At 34.7% G+C, this 16,243-nt stretch carries 18 protein-coding genes; 10 read left to right on the top strand and 8 right to left on the bottom strand.

The genetic code is table 11. The annotated features are described in order from the left end of the window. Positions 1-140: 140 nt before the first annotated feature. Both ACKI3D_RS01980 and purE read right to left on the bottom strand, forming a co-directional pair. Positions 141-1,397 (bottom strand): UbiD family decarboxylase, encoded by a 1,257-nt coding sequence (locus ACKI3D_RS01980; protein ID WP_407391842.1) that lies wholly within the window; start codon positions 1,395-1,397, stop codon positions 141-143. Between the two features lie 9 nt (positions 1,398-1,406). Continuing rightward, positions 1,407-2,432, bottom strand: coding sequence for a 5-(carboxyamino)imidazole ribonucleotide mutase (purE, locus tag ACKI3D_RS01975; protein ID WP_407391840.1), 1,026 nt, complete (start codon positions 2,430-2,432; stop codon positions 1,407-1,409). A gap of 193 nt (positions 2,433-2,625) precedes the next feature. Here purE and ACKI3D_RS01970 point away from each other — a divergent pair, with 193 nt between their 5' ends. From ACKI3D_RS01970 to ACKI3D_RS01960, 3 genes are all read left to right on the top strand, one after another. After that, positions 2,626-2,901 (top strand): hypothetical protein, encoded by a 276-nt coding sequence (locus tag ACKI3D_RS01970; protein WP_407391838.1) that lies wholly within the window; start codon positions 2,626-2,628, stop codon positions 2,899-2,901. Continuing rightward, on the top strand, positions 2,898-3,320 hold the full coding sequence (locus ACKI3D_RS01965; RefSeq protein WP_407391836.1) for a winged helix-turn-helix transcriptional regulator: 423 nt from the start codon (positions 2,898-2,900) through the stop codon (positions 3,318-3,320). The genes ACKI3D_RS01970 and ACKI3D_RS01965 overlap by 4 nt, the downstream gene beginning before the upstream one ends. A gap of 126 nt (positions 3,321-3,446) precedes the next feature. Next, entirely contained in the window at positions 3,447-5,150 is a 1,704-nt protein-coding gene (locus ACKI3D_RS01960) for a glycosyltransferase (protein ID WP_407391834.1), read from the top strand. Between the two features lie 29 nt (positions 5,151-5,179). On the opposite strand, the gene mmp11 is transcribed toward ACKI3D_RS01960, so the two are convergent. From mmp11 to hacA, 5 genes are all read right to left on the bottom strand, one after another. Continuing rightward, a complete protein-coding gene (mmp11, locus tag ACKI3D_RS01955) occupies positions 5,180-6,124 on the bottom strand; it encodes a methanogenesis marker protein 11 (RefSeq protein WP_407391832.1) in 945 nt (314 codons plus the stop codon). A gap of 7 nt (positions 6,125-6,131) precedes the next feature. Continuing rightward, the gene (gene ribH, locus ACKI3D_RS01950) at positions 6,132-6,548 is read right to left on the bottom strand and encodes a 6,7-dimethyl-8-ribityllumazine synthase (RefSeq protein WP_292738685.1); all 417 of its coding nucleotides are present in this window, start codon (positions 6,546-6,548) and stop codon (positions 6,132-6,134) included. Positions 6,549-6,697: 149 nt separating this feature from the next. Then, on the bottom strand, positions 6,698-7,705 hold the full coding sequence (locus tag ACKI3D_RS01945; protein WP_407391830.1) for an isocitrate/isopropylmalate family dehydrogenase: 1,008 nt from the start codon (positions 7,703-7,705) through the stop codon (positions 6,698-6,700). Then, a complete protein-coding gene (locus ACKI3D_RS01940) occupies positions 7,680-8,159 on the bottom strand; it encodes a 3-isopropylmalate dehydratase small subunit (RefSeq protein WP_407391828.1) in 480 nt (159 codons plus the stop codon). Before ACKI3D_RS01940 ends, ACKI3D_RS01945 begins: the two co-directional genes overlap by 26 nt. Before the next feature lie 4 nt (positions 8,160-8,163). Further along, a complete protein-coding gene (gene hacA / locus ACKI3D_RS01935) occupies positions 8,164-9,408 on the bottom strand; it encodes a homoaconitase large subunit (RefSeq protein ID WP_407391826.1) in 1,245 nt (414 codons plus the stop codon). A 119-nt stretch (positions 9,409-9,527) separates the two neighbouring features. Here hacA and ACKI3D_RS01930 point away from each other — a divergent pair, with 119 nt between their 5' ends. After that, a complete protein-coding gene (locus tag ACKI3D_RS01930; RefSeq protein ID WP_407391824.1) occupies positions 9,528-10,733 on the top strand; it encodes a DUF2264 domain-containing protein in 1,206 nt (401 codons plus the stop codon). Here the strand turns inward: ACKI3D_RS01930 and ACKI3D_RS01925 are convergent. Then, entirely contained in the window at positions 10,730-11,968 is a 1,239-nt protein-coding gene (locus ACKI3D_RS01925) for a nucleotide sugar dehydrogenase (protein ID WP_407391823.1), read from the bottom strand. The genes ACKI3D_RS01930 and ACKI3D_RS01925 overlap by 4 nt on opposite strands. A gap of 72 nt (positions 11,969-12,040) precedes the next feature. On the opposite strand from ACKI3D_RS01925, the gene rfbD reads away from it, so the two are divergent. The 6 genes from rfbD to rfbB are packed head-to-tail and all read left to right on the top strand — an operon-like array spanning position 12,041 to position 16,035. Next, positions 12,041-12,880, top strand: a complete 840-nt coding sequence (gene rfbD, locus ACKI3D_RS01920) for a dTDP-4-dehydrorhamnose reductase (protein WP_407391821.1) — start codon at positions 12,041-12,043, stop codon at positions 12,878-12,880. After that, positions 12,877-13,326: a ribonuclease domain-containing protein gene (locus ACKI3D_RS01915; RefSeq protein WP_407391819.1), complete on the top strand. Its 450-nt coding sequence runs from the start codon at positions 12,877-12,879 to the stop codon at positions 13,324-13,326. The genes rfbD and ACKI3D_RS01915 overlap by 4 nt, the downstream gene beginning before the upstream one ends. 1 nt (position 13,327) lies before the next feature. Further along, the gene (locus tag ACKI3D_RS01910; protein WP_407391817.1) at positions 13,328-13,558 is read left to right on the top strand and encodes a barstar family protein; all 231 of its coding nucleotides are present in this window, start codon (positions 13,328-13,330) and stop codon (positions 13,556-13,558) included. Positions 13,559-13,591: 33 nt separating this feature from the next. Then, the gene (gene rfbA / locus ACKI3D_RS01905; RefSeq protein ID WP_407391815.1) at positions 13,592-14,458 is read left to right on the top strand and encodes a glucose-1-phosphate thymidylyltransferase RfbA; all 867 of its coding nucleotides are present in this window, start codon (positions 13,592-13,594) and stop codon (positions 14,456-14,458) included. Positions 14,459-14,462: 4 nt separating this feature from the next. Further along, complete coding sequence (gene rfbC / locus ACKI3D_RS01900; protein WP_407391813.1) at positions 14,463-15,023, top strand: dTDP-4-dehydrorhamnose 3,5-epimerase; 561 nt, start codon at positions 14,463-14,465, stop codon at positions 15,021-15,023. A gap of 4 nt (positions 15,024-15,027) precedes the next feature. Further along, positions 15,028-16,035, top strand: a complete 1,008-nt coding sequence (gene rfbB, locus ACKI3D_RS01895) for a dTDP-glucose 4,6-dehydratase (RefSeq protein WP_407391811.1) — start codon at positions 15,028-15,030, stop codon at positions 16,033-16,035. Positions 16,036-16,243: the final 208 nt, after the last annotated feature.

The raw sequence follows: 16,243 nt of genomic DNA, 5'->3' as shown, positions 1-16,243 counted from the left end.
TACAATCATGGTTATTAAAAAGTAGGTTTGTGTAATTATATTTAATATACTGATGCCTAAAATTAATATAAAGCATAGTTTTTTGATAGGGATATTCGGGATTATTATTGGCTTGAAAAAATAGTAATGAAAAAAGTTAGTTATTCGGAAAAACTAACCCTTTCGAATTTTTCAATTGTCTTAAGGGATTTTGTTGCATCCACTCCAATTTTAGTAGTTGTGCCGTCACTTTCAGCAACAGGGTCCAGTGAAGAGCCACGGACATTTGGAACAATCATGATGTCACGGTCTCCTTTTACACGTGTAGCTATTGCGTATTCAACGTCTTCAGCGTCAAAGACATCAACGTCAGTATCTACAACGGTACAGTGTTTGAGTGAAGGGTGAGCAGATAGGGCTGCCATGATGGCGTTTTTACCGTCGCCTTCAGTTTGCTTATTTATTGAAACAACCGCATGCAGCCAGCAGCAGCCTCCTTCAGTTAGGACAACATTTTCAACTGTAGGAACCGCATTTTTAACAGCTTTATATATTCTAGGTTCCTGTGGAAGGCCTTGCAATAGTTTATGTTCAAATCCGGCAGGTAGGATTGCATGGTAATATGGATTGTCCTTTTTAATGTGCATTTTTTCCAGGTTGATGATTGGCTGGTCACGAATGATGTCATAAGTGTCGGTCAAATCCACGAAAGGACCTTCTGCAACGGTTTCTGTTACAGAAATTTTACCTTCTAAAATGATATCCGCCTGTGGAACTTCCAACTCTCCGCATTTAATCAATTCAAGTTCGCCGTCTTTGAATGCATTTGCAACATCCATTTCATTGTAATCAATCGGTATTGAAGTGGTACTTGCAAGCAGGATTGCCGGATCCATTCCAATAGCTATAGCAATATCCAAATCCTCTCCGGCCTTTTGAGCATTCTGGAAATAAGTGTAAAGGTTTCTTGGCACGATTCTGATAACCAATCTTCTGTTGTCAAGAACCATCATCCTGTGAATTGAAGCGTTCTGAATGCCTGTTACGGGGTCACGCGCAAATACAACACCTGCAGTAATGTATGCTCCGCCATCACGGGTGTAATGGGTTAGGATTGGAATTTTATCCAAATCAATATCTAAAGTGTCATATTCTGAAAAATCAGTGAATTTGTCAACCTTAATAGGTTTTTCCATAGCGTCAATGATTTTTCCTGTAATTTCTGAAACTTCACAGTTTATTGATTTTGCAATCTTTTCACGGGTATTGCAGATTCCTGAAATGACCGGAATGTCAAAACCTTTGACGTTTTTTATGATGACAGTGTCTTTCGGATATTTTCTTAAAACTTTTGCCACTTCAAATTCTGATGATAGCTCATCTGTAATTTCTATAATGTTTTCCTCGTTAATTTTCATGTTAATCCCTTAGAAGCTAATTTTTTTATCTTTAAGTCTTTCAAGAATGTCTACAATATTCGGATCGCCGATTGAAAGGATTTCACCTGCAAGAACTGCAGCGTTTTTACCATTGTTTATACCAACGGTTGCAACAGGAACTCCCGGAGGCATGCTGACTGTAGTTAACATATAGTCATCGCCGTTTTCATTTGTACATGGGACCCCAATGACTGGCCTGTCTGTAAGGCCAACGATTCCACCTGTCACCTGTGATGAGTTGGAACTGATTCCAATGAATATTTTAGCATTTTTCATTGATTTAACATAATTTGTGAATTTTCTGGTTGATCTGATTGGACAAACCACTTTAGTATCATGTGTTATTTTAAGCCTTTCCAGGAGCTTAGTTACTTTTTTAGCTGTAGCCACATCGGTTTGTCTACCGACAATGATTGCAACTTCCGCATCCTTGTTTTTGCAGCATGATTCGGCATCTTCATCCGGTTCAATTTCATTTATTTCGAGATTTTTAACTCTTAAGAAGTCATTTCTAATGAATGGCCTATCGATTTCCTGAATAATTTCTTCATTGCTGTCCTTAACTTTTTTAGCATATTCCTTTCTTAAGTTAATCACCTTTTGACGCACTTTTTCATCATGAAGCCCTATGAATTGGGCGGCAAGTATTGCGGCATTGTCTCCCCTGTCGATTCCAACAGTAGCAATTGGAGAAGGATATGGCATTTGAACAATAGATTGTAAAGCATCAATTCCACTGGTTTTCACATCAACCGGAACACCAATAACGGGTCTTGGTGTATATGCGGCGATTGCGCCCGGAAGGTGTGCGGCTAGTCCTGCAATCCCTATAAACACTTCAATTCCTGCATCTGTACCCTGTTTTGCAAGTTCACGAACAAGGTCAGGTGTCCTATGTGCTGATGCAACTTTTAGACTGTATGGTATTTCCAGTTTATCTAAAATATTCATAGCTTTTTCTGCAATAGCAATATCTGATGCGCTTCCAAGAATAATCATTATCTTTGGTGTCATTAAAAAATCCCTTCTAAAAAATTAAATACATAATACAATATTTTATACGAAGTCATTAATAAATTTTTGAACAATTCAATATTGTATCTTTATAAAATAATTAATTTAGTATTATAAAATTTATTTATTAATATATAATTGTGTTGTAAAAAAACCAACGAATATATAAATATAATGAGCAATATAATATGGTATGTCTAGAAAAACTCAAAACAGAATATTGGTTGATGATAAAATAATTTACAAGGTTAAAACTCCAAACGGATGGTCAATTGTTATCATGCCAGATAATATCCTAATTGATAATTTTCATATCGGCGCTGCCCATATCCATCCAGACCCCAATAATCATGTTAAAAAAATAGAATTAGATATTCAGGATCCCTATAAGATTTTAGATATTATAAAAGATTATTTACAAATTTCTGGCAAATTCGATGTTGATGAGTTAATGGAGATGTTAAAATGATTATAACTTTAGTTAAAAAGCAAAATGGGTATGAATTTATTAAAGAAATGGAAGAAACTTATAATTCAATTAATGAATTAGAAAAATTATTTAAAAGAACAAACAACATGAAAATGTATGTTGATTTAGAAAACTGGAAATATTATAAAGACAATCCTGACGAAGAAATAGAAATTTCTGAAAGTTTAGTAACAAATAAATTATCTTTATCTGATTTAGATTTAATCATTTTGAACACTATTAAACATGAAAAACCTAGAAGTATTCGTGATTTGGCTAATAAGATTAATAAAGATGTTAGTAACATTCAACCTAAAGTTAAAAGATTAGAGGAAGAAGGTTTTATTAAATTTGAGACTGGAATTAAAAATAGTAAAATTCCTTATTTAACATTTGATGAAATAAAATTGGAAATTTAATCCCTTCCTATTCATTTCTCTTTTAACTATCATTTTTTTTAAGAATTATTTAATTTTTCTATTAACTATTTATATCTATGAAAAACAAAATTAATTATAATAAAAACTTTTGATGGAGAATATAGGGTGTATTGGTTTTTTGTAATCCTTGCATTTTTACTGGCCGGCATAAAAACTCAAAAACCTAAAAAATATCAAAAGGTTTCTGTCATTATTCCGGCATATAACGAAGAAGATACGGTAGCACAGGTTGTTAGTGTAGTCAAAAAGGTATCCTTTGTAGATGAAATAATCGTTGTAAATGACGGATCAAGCGACAATACCGAAGCCGAAGCGATTAAAGCGGGAGCCCGTGTCATTAATCATGAAGTTAACAAAGGAAAGGGTGAAGCTTTAAACACAGGTTATAGGGAAGCTGAATGTGATATTATAGCTTTCATCGATGCGGACATTTACAATTTAACATCCAGTAAAGTTGAAGCGATGATCAGGCCTATTCTGGAGGGAAAAACCGATATAACCAAAACCAAATTCTCACGTGCAAGCGGACGTGTCACTGAACTCACCGCAAAGCCGTTGCTGAACTTTTTCTTCCCTGAAATTTCTTTTGAACAGCCTTTAAGCGGTCAGTTTGCAGCACGTAAGGAAATTTTAAAGAAAATTAATTTTGAAAGCGACTATGGTGTAGATGTAGGTATTGTTATTGATGCCGACGTTTTGGGAATTTCAATTACAGAAGTGGACATCGGTGCCATTGAGCATGACATGTCCCCTCTTTCCGATTTGAATCTGATGGCTAATGAAGTGGTCAGAACAATCATCAACCGTGCTAACAAGTATGGTAGGGTTGTGATGATTGATGAGATTGGTCATTATATTAGGATGTCAATTGTTGGTTTATCTTTGATTATTTTAGGTTTATTTACAATATTTTTCGTAAAGTTCGTTCCTTTAACCATCGGAATAATGATTTCTGTATTGGGAATTATTATAGCCCTTTATTACATTGTTAAGGTTATTGTAAAGTCAATTGACATGTTCAGAAAGACACCTAGGGGAAATCTAATAAGATCTTTTATTAAAATCCACTTTCCGCTGATCATTTCAATAATTGTATTGCTTTTAATGATTTCAACATTTATCGGAGCCGCCCATTTTGAACATGGGGTTCTTTCAATCGAGCCAAATTCAAGAAATCTGATTATTTATGCCGATGATACTCCAAGAGACAATACGATTTCTGTAAGGGGTCCATATACCATAGATTCAGCCATTGAAAATGAATCGGACCAAATTAGGATGCCTTCAGATGCCATGATGACGCTGGGAGTTAAGGTTAATGATACTATACAATTGGATGATAATGTCTATTTAGTTAATGAGACAAGACCTGGCGAACAGGACATATTGAGACTTCCTAGTGAAGCCAAAGACTTTTTGAATGTTGAAGTCGGCAATGTAATTCAGAACAGCCGTTTGAAAGAAGTATTTGAAGGTGCGGTAATCACTCACAGCTTTGAGGATAACGGCACGGAAATTGTCAGGGAGACATTTGTAGTCTCTTCAAGAGACATTCATGCATGCACTTATGAAGTGATTATAGATGATACATCCGTTCTAAATTCATCAGGAATATTTAAAAAGAACTCCACATACAGCATTTATGCCGATGGCGATTATGTGAAATCATTCAATTTCAATAAAAAGGAGAATGTAACATTTGAATATGATGGACATGATGTCACAATTGCCTTCGATGATAAGAACACCACTTCAACAAAACAGTTTGTCCGTGAAAATCAGGGTGTTTTCCTAAATTTCAATTTCTAAAAAAATAGTAAAAATCTAAAGAATAATCTTTAGATTAATTTTCTGTCATATGCTTTAACTGCTTCTTCAACGTCATTATAAAGACCAAGAGCAGCTAATGCACCAACTTTACCTTGTTGGCCGGTCACTGCAATCAATGGAATATTTAGTTCTTCTGCAACACTTTCTGCAGTTTCAACATCCATCATTCCAGTTTTTGTAGCCATTGAATATTCTTTTAATTTTTCAGGGATATCCAAACCTTCCAAAATAGCAATGGCTGTTTTATCAGATAAGGTATCTCTTTTAAGAATTTCGATAACTCTGTCGATTAAAGCTTGTTTTCTTTCACTTTCAACAGCGAAGGTAAGTGCAATTGACACGCAATTTTGAGTCTTATGCGGATTGTGCGGATATAATTGAACAATAATATGGTCCAGGTATTCAAAACCTTCACTTGCAAGTTCAACACCCAAGTTGTGTGCCATTGTCCAGGTAGCTCCGGCATCTTTGGTATCGGTATCATCCACCCCGATGACTACCTTTTCAAGTTTAGGGGTCACAACTGTTGCTTTACCTGCTTTTGAACCTCCTCCAACTTGGATGAGTTCAACATATTTTACACCTTCACCCATTCCTCTGCACATTCCAGCTCCAACACCTGCACCGGCAAGACCTGCATGAGTTACTTTGACTTCATCGCCATCAACAATAATCTCATCAATTCCAGCGGCATTAAAACTAGCTTTTAAATCTAGTGGGGCTGAGCCAACATGACAGGAGTAGACATGTTTGTTTCCATCACGGTAAGCTGAATCGATTAACTCAGAGTTATTTCTGTATTGGTTCAATAACCAATGAGACCCGGAAATGCATGGGTGATATTCGACAATTTCTACTTTATCACCATCTACCATAGTTAAAACTTTCTTATATGGTGCAATCCAAGGATCTGTAAACTTTTCTCTTAATTCATCAGGTTTTAAGATTTCCATCGAATCACTAAATTTCTTTTAATCTGTCGCACATTTTGATAGCCGCTTCAACAGCACTTTTTGCGTTTTTAACACGTCTGTGTGCATCGAGTCTGGTCATTCCAGGTCCGGTAATGCCAAGTGCTACTGGAGTGTCGTATTCAAGCGCTAAATCAGCAATTTTACGAGAAGCATGTTGTGCTACGATTTGGTCGTGGTCAGTAGCCCCTTCAATTACGGCGCCTAATGTGATAATTGCATCGTATTCGCCTTTTTGCAATAACTTTTTGATTACAAGCGGCATGTCAAATACGCCAGGTACAGCAACTACTTTTGTAATTTCACAATCTCTGTTTTTTGCTTCTGCTTTTGCGAGTTCTAACATCATTTGTGTTATATCATAATTAAATTCTGCAACAACTGCAGCTATTTCATATTTTACCATTTTATCTACCTCTTTTTTTAAGCTCCACCACTAAATATAATGAGAAGGAATCCTGCAACCCCACTTACTACCATAATGAATATGATAAAGAGTGCGGCCATCTGCATTTTAGTTAATTTTTTAAAATCCATATTTTTTACTCCATTTTTTTATAAATTATTTTTAACGGCTTCAGCCAGTTCCATAGTACTTGCAGAACCACCCAAATCACCAGTTAAAATATTACCATCAGTTAGTAATTTTAAAATTGCTGATTCGAATTTCTCAGCAGCTTCATTTTCACCAATGTATCTGAGCATCATGATTGATGAAAGCATCATTGCTATTGGATTTGCCTTTCCTTGACCTGCAATATCCGGTGCTGAACCATGAACAGGTTCAAATAATGCTGCATCTTCACCTATATTTGCTGATGGGATTAAACCGAGTCCTCCAACAAGGCCCGCTCCTTCATCAGATAAAATATCTCCGAAAAGATTTGTAGTTACTATAACCTCAAAGCTTTCAGGTTGTGTGATGAGATACATTGCTGTGGCATCCACATAAAAGTCCTCAGTTGCAATATCAGGATAGTTTTTAGCAACTTCATAGAAAACTTCTTTAAACAATCCATCACTTTTTTTAAGGACATTTGCTTTATGAACTCCTGTAACTTTACTTTTATTATTTTCTTTTGCATATCTGAATGCATAGTCAATAATACGGCTTTCTGCTTCTCTTGTGATAATACGTCTAGCTATTGCACCTTCATCAGTATAACTTTCTTCACCGGCAATATATAGGCCTTCGGTATTTTCACGAACAATCATAAAGTCAATATTTTCAAATAATGAATTAGTATTAGGATATGATTTTACGGGTCTTAAATTAGCAAACATTTTCATTTCCTGACGTATTTTAACAATAACATCTGCTGCAGTCTCGCCCGCTGCACCAAACAAGCATGCGTCTGCATTTTTAATGATTTCTAAAGTTTCTTTAGGCAGTGCGGTTCCAGTCTTTTCAAGGCATTCATCTCCTGCTTCTCCATATACGTACTCGAAATCAATACCCAAACTGTCAAGAACGTATATTGTCGCTTCCATAACCTCTTTACCGATTCCATCACCTGGAACTATTGCAAGTTGATATTTATCTTTTGTTTTTGAGGTATTCAATCAAACCACCTTGTTCTAATATTTCTAACATGAATGGAGGTAATTTTTTAAATGTCAATGTTTCTCCATTTGATGATGTTATTGTAGCATTTTCCATGTCTACTTCAATTTCTTCTCCATCTTCAATAAGTTTACTAATTCCAGGAGCTTCAAGAAGAGGAACTCCTACATTTGTAGCATTCCTATAAAAGATTCTTGCAAAAGACTCGGCGATAACGGCAGCTACTCCAACACCTTTAAGGGCAATTGGGGCATGTTCTCTTGAAGAACCACATCCAAAGTTTGTTCCTGCTACGATAAAGTCTCCTTTTTTGCATTTTTTATTAAAATCCGGATCTAGACCTTCCATACAATGTTGTGACAATCTTTTTTCATCAGTATAGATTAAATATCTTCCCGGAACTATAATGTCTGTGTCAATATCATTTCCAAATTTCCAAGCTGTTCCTTTCATAAAATCACTCCGGCGCCACTATTCTTCCTTCAATGGCTGAAGCAGCAGCAACAGCGGCGGAAGATAAATATACTTTTCCATCAGGACTTCCTTGTCTGCCTTTAAAGTTTCTGTTGGATGTAGAAAGGCTAACCTCTCCAGGTCCGATTATGCCAGTGTGTCCCCCAAGACAAGGGCCACAGCATGGAGCGGATACAAGCGCTCCCGCATCCACGAATATTCTGATTAATCCTTCATCTAATGCTTTTGAATAGACTTCCTTTGATGCCGGTATAACTAACATTCTAGTTTCCTTAGCTATTTTTTTACCTTTTAGGATTTTTGCAGCATCTCTTAAATCGCTTAGTCTTCCATTAGTACAGGAACCCAAGAATACCTGGTCAAGTTCTACATCGACTTCACTAACGGCCTTTACATTGTCAACATTGTGAGGACAAGCAACTTGCGGATCTAAATCGCTCACATCAATATCAATTATATTAAGAGAAGATGAGTCTAAATCGGTTTTAAATACTTTATATGGTTTTTTAGAACGATTTTCAACGTACTCAATAGTTTTTTCATCCGGCTCTACCAAACCTGTTTTTCCACCCATTTCTATTGCCATATTACATAAAACCATTCTATCGGAAACGCTCATTTTTGAAATAGTTTCGCCGGCAAATTCACAGGCTTTATATGTTGAACCGTCAGCACCCATCTGACCAATAATATGCAAAATAACATCTTTAGCATAGACATTCTTCTTTAAATCGCCAGTGACATTAAATCTATTTGTTTCAGGAACCTTTAACCATAAGTTGCCTTCTGCAAATACCATTGCCATGTCAGTCGAACCGATTCCAGTTGAAAATGCACCTAATGCCCCATGAGTACAGGTATGTGAATCCGCACCCACGATAACATCACCAGGCACAACATGACCAAGTTCAGGTAAAATCTGATGGCAAACGCCTGCATTGACATCATAAAAATGTTCAATTCCTTGCTCTTTGACAAATTTTCTCATTATTATATGATTATTAGCGGAGTCAATGGAGTCGGCTGGAACCTGATGGTCAAATGGAATGACAATTTTCGATGAATCCCAAACTTTTTCAGCTCCAATTTTTTCAAAGGATTCTACTGAAAGAGGTCCAGTTAAATCGTGAGTCATTGCTACATCAATATTTGCTATTACGATATCTCCAGCTTCTACACTTTCTTTTCCAGAAGCTCTAGCTAATATTTTTTCAGACATTGTTGGCATATTATAAACCTCTCATTAATGGTAAATATTTTTGTTTTATAAATATATAATGGTTCCTTTATTTTTTAATAATTTTAATTTTTTAATGTTTATATAATATGTTCAACAAAATATAATTCATGGGTAAATTATTTAGAAGACATAAAAAAGAAGAAGAACCTATTTTGCAAGAGCAACCTCCGGTTTGGGAAGATAGGATTTTTTGGGTTTCAACTCTTCAAAAAATCGCTTTTCCGGTTTTAAATAACTTAGCTAAAGGTACACTTAAGAAAAACATGCCTTATGAGTCAAGTAGTTTAGAAGGTCAAAAATTCGCAAACCTTGAAGCCTTTGCACGTGTATTTAATGGGATTGCGCCTTGGTTAGAGTTAGGTGTAGACACATCTGAAGAAGGCAAAATACGTGAAAAATACATTTATTTAACTATTAAAGCTATTTCTAATGCAATTAACCCTAATAGTGATGATTATATATTTGTTATAGAGCCTAAACAATCTTTAGTTGAAACTGCACTTTTTGCTCAAGGATTACTCAGAGCTAAAAATCAGATTTGGCTTAATTTACCTATGGAAATTCAAGCTAGAATAATCCGTGAATTTAAAAATACAAGAATTATTGCCCCATATGAGAATCATTGGTTATTGTATACCGCAATGATTGAGGCGGCTCTTCTGGAATTCACTGGGGAGTGTGATAAAGAACGCTTAACTTATGGAATTTCTAAATTCAGAGATGAATTGTATGTTGGAGATGCAATTTACTCTGATGGCGAAGATTTTGAGTTGAATTACTACAATAGTATTTTCATTCATCCAATGCTCAATGACATTTTAACTGTAATGAGAAAATATGGACTTCCTGATGGTGAATTTTTAGATGTTCAATTAATGAGATCTTCCAGGTTAGCATCTCAACTTGAAAGAATTATTTCCCCTGAAGGAACATATCCACTAATCGGGAAATCTTTACCTTATCGTTGTGGTGTTTTCCATTTATTATCTCAAGCTGCATTGTTAAAAATATTGCCAAGAAATATTAATCCCGCACAGGTCAGATCAGCTTTAACCAAAGTTCTACAAAAACAATTTGCAAATAACATTAACTTCACTAGTGAAGGATGGTTGATTGTTGGATTAAACGGTTCACAAATGGATATTTCAGAAAGCAATATTAATACTGGTAGTCTTTATATGTGTTGTACAGTATTTTTAGCTTTAGGTTTAAATTTCAATGATGTATTTTGGAATTCCCCATCTGCTGAATGGAGTAGTCTAAAAGCATGGAATGGGCATCAGATACAACCAGACCAACCAATTAATTTTTAATTTAATTCATATAAGTTCCCGTAATTATATAGTTTAATTTCGTCTGGAACTTCTTTTATTATATTTTTTGTATCAAAAATAACAGGACTATCCATATTTTGCTTTATCAATTCATAGTCTATGTGTTTAAATTCATCATGGTCACACAATACTAGGATTAAATCAGCTTCTTTTATTGCTTCTTCGAAGCTTACAAAATTAGGATTATCAATGTGAGGGTCATGAATACCTATTTCATAATCTGGACTTAATTTAGCTATTATTTCATAGGCAGGACTTTCCCTGTCATCACCGGTGTTGCCTTTATAAGAAACGCCTAAAATGGCAATTTTTCCCTTTTCAATGATTTTTTTGACATATTCACACACGAAATCAGGCATTGAATTATTTGTATCCCTGGCCAATTTGATTATCTTTGCGGTATCCGGCGCTTTTGCATAAATAAAGTATGGGTCAATTGCAAGGCAATGTCCTCCAACACCAGGGCCTGGTGAATGTAAATTAACTCTCGGATGTTTGTTGGCCATTTCAATAACGTCAAGGGCATTCACTCCAATTTCTGCACAAATTTTAGCAAGTTCATTTGCAAGTGCAATATTAACATCCCTAAAAGTATTTTCCATACATTTTGAAAGCTCTGCAGTTTTTGCTTCAGTAAGCATCAAATCCCCTTCAACAAATTGACCATAAACTTCACTGGCCTTTTTAGCGCATTCCGGTGTAACTCCACCAATGATACGGTCATTGTGTATCAGCTCTTCGATGATTCTGCCGGGAAGCACTCTTTCAGGGCAATGTGCAAGATATAAATCTTCGCCAATTGTAAAGCCGGCATTTTCAAAAATAGGTTTTATTACTTCATCAGTAGACATTGGAGCGATAGTTGATTCAATAATTACAGTATTTCCTTTTTCTAAATAAGGCAATATTGATTCACAAGCGGTAATGACATAGCTCAAATCGCAGCTGTAATTTTCAACGATATATGGTGTCGGAACGGTTATTATAAAAGCATCAGCTTTTTGCGGAGTTAAGCTAGCGACGTATAATTTCTTTTCAACCGCCTTTTTAATAATATCGGCTATTCCAGGCTCTTCAATGTGGATAATTCCTTTGTTTAGATTGTTAATCATTTCTTCAGAAATGTCCACTCCAACTACTTCACAGTGGTTTCGACTAAAAAGTGCTGCAGTTGGAAGTCCAATATAGCCTTGACCAATAATACATACTTTCATAATACTAACTCCGTCTTTAAATATTACATATAATATATATTTAAACTAATATTAAAAGTTTCGAGTGATATTATGAAGATTTTAATTACCGGTTCAAATGGTATGTTAGGACATGATTTACAGGATGTTTTATCAAAAAAGCATGAATTAATCCTTACTACCTCAAAAACATTGGATATTACAGATAAAGAACATGTAATTGATTTTATTTGTGATAAAAAACCTGATTTGGTTATTAATTCTGCCGCCTATACTGATGTGGATGGCTGTGAGGAAAACCAAGACCTTGCTTATAGCATAAATGGTGATGGTGTTAGAAACCTGGCACTAGCATGCAAGGAAATCGATTGCCCTTTAGTCCATGTAAGTACAGATTACGTGTTTGATGGCAGTGCAAGAGACCCAATTGCTGAAGATGGAGAGATAGGCCCGATTAGTGTTTACGGTAAAAGTAAACTTAAGGGAGAAGAAGCCATTTTGGAAATCCTTGACAAGTATTTTATTGTTCGTACTGCATGGCTGTATGGAATCAACGGTAAGAATTTCCCAAAGACAATGCTTGAACTGGCTAAAAATCATCCCGAAATAACTGTCGTTTATGATGAGGTGGGCACACCAACTTACACTCCTGATTTGGCATGTGGAATATCACAGTTAATCGAAACGGATTATTATGGTATTTACCATTTGACAAACTCTGGAAGCTGTTCCTGGTGTGAATTTGCAAGATATATCTTTGAAGTTGCAGGCTGTGATGTTAAGGTTATTCCGGTTACTGCATCCGAGTTTGCAAGACCAGCTCCAAGACCAAGTTATTCAGTGCTTGATAATAGGAATTGGGTCGACAACGGTTTTGAACCGCTTAGAGATTATAAAGAAGCAATTAAAGAATACATAGAGTTGATTAAATGAATAAAAAGTTATTATTTGTCATTGCATTAATCATCGCTTTATTCAGTATTGGTGCCGTAAGTGCAGGATTTTTTGATCTTTTCAGTTGGGGTGACGATACAAGTGATGTTAATGTTGTTGAGGATGGAGAGTACTGTACAGTTGAAGAAGTTTCAGCATATATTAAAGAATTCCACAAGCTTCCAAGCAACTATATTACAAAAAAAGAGGCTCAAAGCCTTGGCTGGCATGGAGGACCACTTAAAAAATATGCTCCTGGAAAAAGTATTGGTGGAGATACATTTACAAATAGACAACATATACTCCCGGATAGTGATGCAAAATATATTGAATGTGATATTAATGCAAACGGAACCAGTCGTGGTGCTGAAAGAATAGTTTACAACACTGGAAACTATAAAGTTTACTATACCAGTGACCATTATAATACATTTGAGGAGGTTTAAAATGCAACTTGATGGTAAATTAATAAAAGAGGAAGGTCATGATTATTTAATGGAAGCATTAAATTTCCCTGATTATTATGGAAAAAATTTGGATGCATTATATGACTGTTTGTGCGAAATTGAATGTGAAATTGAATTGATTAACTCAGATGAGGTGGATAAAGATATTATTGATACTTTCACTGATGCAGCTAGTGAAAATGAGTTTTTGAAATTTGAAATAATATATTAATTAAAAAAGATAAAATTCTATTTAGTGATTATTATGAAAGGTATAGTGCTTGCAGGTGGTTCTGGAACTCGTCTTTATCCTATTACAAAAGCGGTTTCAAAACAATTATTACCTTTATATGATAAGCCAATGATTTATTATCCTATTTCTGTACTAATGCTTGCAGGAATTAAAGAAATTTTAATTATTTCAACTCCCCGTGATTTGCCTATGTACAAGGATTTATTGGGTGATGGATCTAGTTTGGGGATAAAATTCTCATATGAGGTCCAAGAAAATCCTAATGGCCTTGCAGAGGCATTTATTGTTGGTGAAGAATTTATCGGCGATGATAATGTTGCTTTAATTTTAGGAGATAACATATTTCATGGTCATAGATTCACAGAAATTCTTGAAAGAGCAACAGGTTTGGAAGAAGGAGCAGTAATATTTGGTTATTACACTAACAACCCAGAAGCTTTTGGGGTTGTTGAATTTGATAATGATTGGAATGTAATTTCAGTTGAAGAAAAACCAGAAAATCCTAAATCAAATTATATCGTTCCAGGTCTTTATTTCTATGATAATGATGTAATTGAAATAGCTAAAAATGTTGAACCTTCCGCAAGGGGGGAAGTTGAAATTACTTCTGTTAATGAGGAATATTTGAAGCGTGGAAAACTTAAAGTTGAACTTTTAGGAAGAGGTATGGCTTGGCTTGATACTGGAACCCATGAAGGACTTTTAGAAGCAGCAAACTTCATTGAAACCATTCAAAAAAGACAAGGATTATATATTGCATGTCTTGAAGAAATTGCTTATTTAAAAGGATATATTGACGATGAACAATTATTAAAAACAGCAGAAGAACTTAAAAAAACTGATTATGGTCAATATTTGTTTAATTTAGTTAAAAAGTGATTTTATGGGAAAATTTAAATTTACAGAAACAGGCATTGAGGGCATGTTTGTAGTAGAGCCAACCGTTTTTGAAGATAACCGAGGATACTTCATGGAAACATACCAGGAAAAAGATTTTAAAGATGCAGGCTATGATTTGACTTTTGTTCAAGATAACCAATCAAAATCTAGTAAAGGTGTTTTAAGAGGCCTGCATTTACAGGTTAACTATCCTCAAGGCAAATTAGTTCGTGTTATAAAAGGTGAGGTTTTTGATGTTGGAGTAGACCTTAGAGCCAATTCACCTACTTATGGTAAATGGTATGGTGAAATTTTATCTGATGAAAATAAAAAACAATTGTTTATTCCTCCTAAATTCGCTCATGGCTTTTTAGTATTATCTGATGAAGCAGAATTTGTATACAAATGTACAGAATTCTATAATGGGCCGGATGAAAGTGGAATCAAATGGGATGATCCGGACATTGCTATTGACTGGCCGTTGGATGGAATTGATGAAATAATATTGTCAGATAAGGATAAAGAGTGGAAAGGCTTTAAAGAATCTCAAATTAAATATGAGTGATAGCATGACAAAAATATTAGTTACTGGCGGAGCAGGATTTATAGGAAGCAATTTTGTTAGATACATGGTTAATAAATACTCAGAATATGAAATTGTTAACTTAGATGCCTTAACTTACTGCGGAAACCTTGAGAATTTAAAGGATATTGAGGATAGGGATAATTACTCTTTTGTCAAAGGAGATATTAGAGATAAAGATGTTGTTGATGATTTAGTTAAACAATGTGATTATGTAATTAATTTTGCCGCTGAAAGTCATGTTGATAGAAGCATAACCGATCCTGAAATCTTCATCAAATCTAATGTGCTCGGCACACAGGTTTTATTAAATGCAGCTAAGGAATTCGGTGTTGAAAAGTATATTCAAATTTCAACTGATGAAGTTTATGGAACCTTAGGAAGTGAAGGGTACTTTAGCGAAACTACTCCATTACAACCAAATAGTCCTTATTCAGCTTCAAAAGCTGGAGGAGACTTGATTACTCGTGCATATGGTGAAACTTTTGGTTTACCAATAAATATTACTCGTTGTTCAAATAATTATGGTCCTTATCAATTCCCTGAAAAACTAATTCCATTAATGATTTCAAATGCGCTTGAAGATAAGAAATTACCAATCTATGGGGATGGAAAGAACATTAGGGATTGGCTGCATGTTCATGACCACTGCCATGCAATTGATTTGGTCATGCATGAAGGCGAACTTGGTGAAGTCTACAATATCGGTGGAAACAACGAAAAGCAAAATATTGAAATTGTTAAATTAATACTAAATGAATTAGACAAAGATGAATCTTTAATAGAGTTTGTTACAGATAGACTGGGTCATGACAGACGTTATGCTATTGATTCAACTAAAATCCAAAATGATTTAGGTTGGAAACCTGAATATACCTTTGAAGTAGGTATTAAAGAAACAATTCAATGGTATTTGGATAATCAGGACTGGACCAACCAAGTTAAAAGTGGAGAATATCAGGAATATTATGAAAAAATGTATTTGAACAGGTAGTTTTTACACTTGGAATCTACCTCTATTTTTATTATTTTGTGAATTTTTTTTTAAACTTTTATAAATTTTGTTTATTTTTTTTCTTATAGAAACAAGTTCATTATTTAAATCTCCTAAAGTTGATAAACCATCAGAAATTCCTATATAATACATAGAGTTCAAAAGGCTTTTTAAATATAGAAAGAGAACAAAAAAAACCTAGAAAAGA

Source organism: Methanobrevibacter sp., assembly GCF_045586545.1.
In the GTDB taxonomy this organism is placed as follows: Archaea; Methanobacteriota; Methanobacteria; order Methanobacteriales; family Methanobacteriaceae; genus Methanocatella.
Note: the sequence above shows the minus strand (reverse complement) of the source record. Positions and strands in the feature narration are given on the sequence as shown.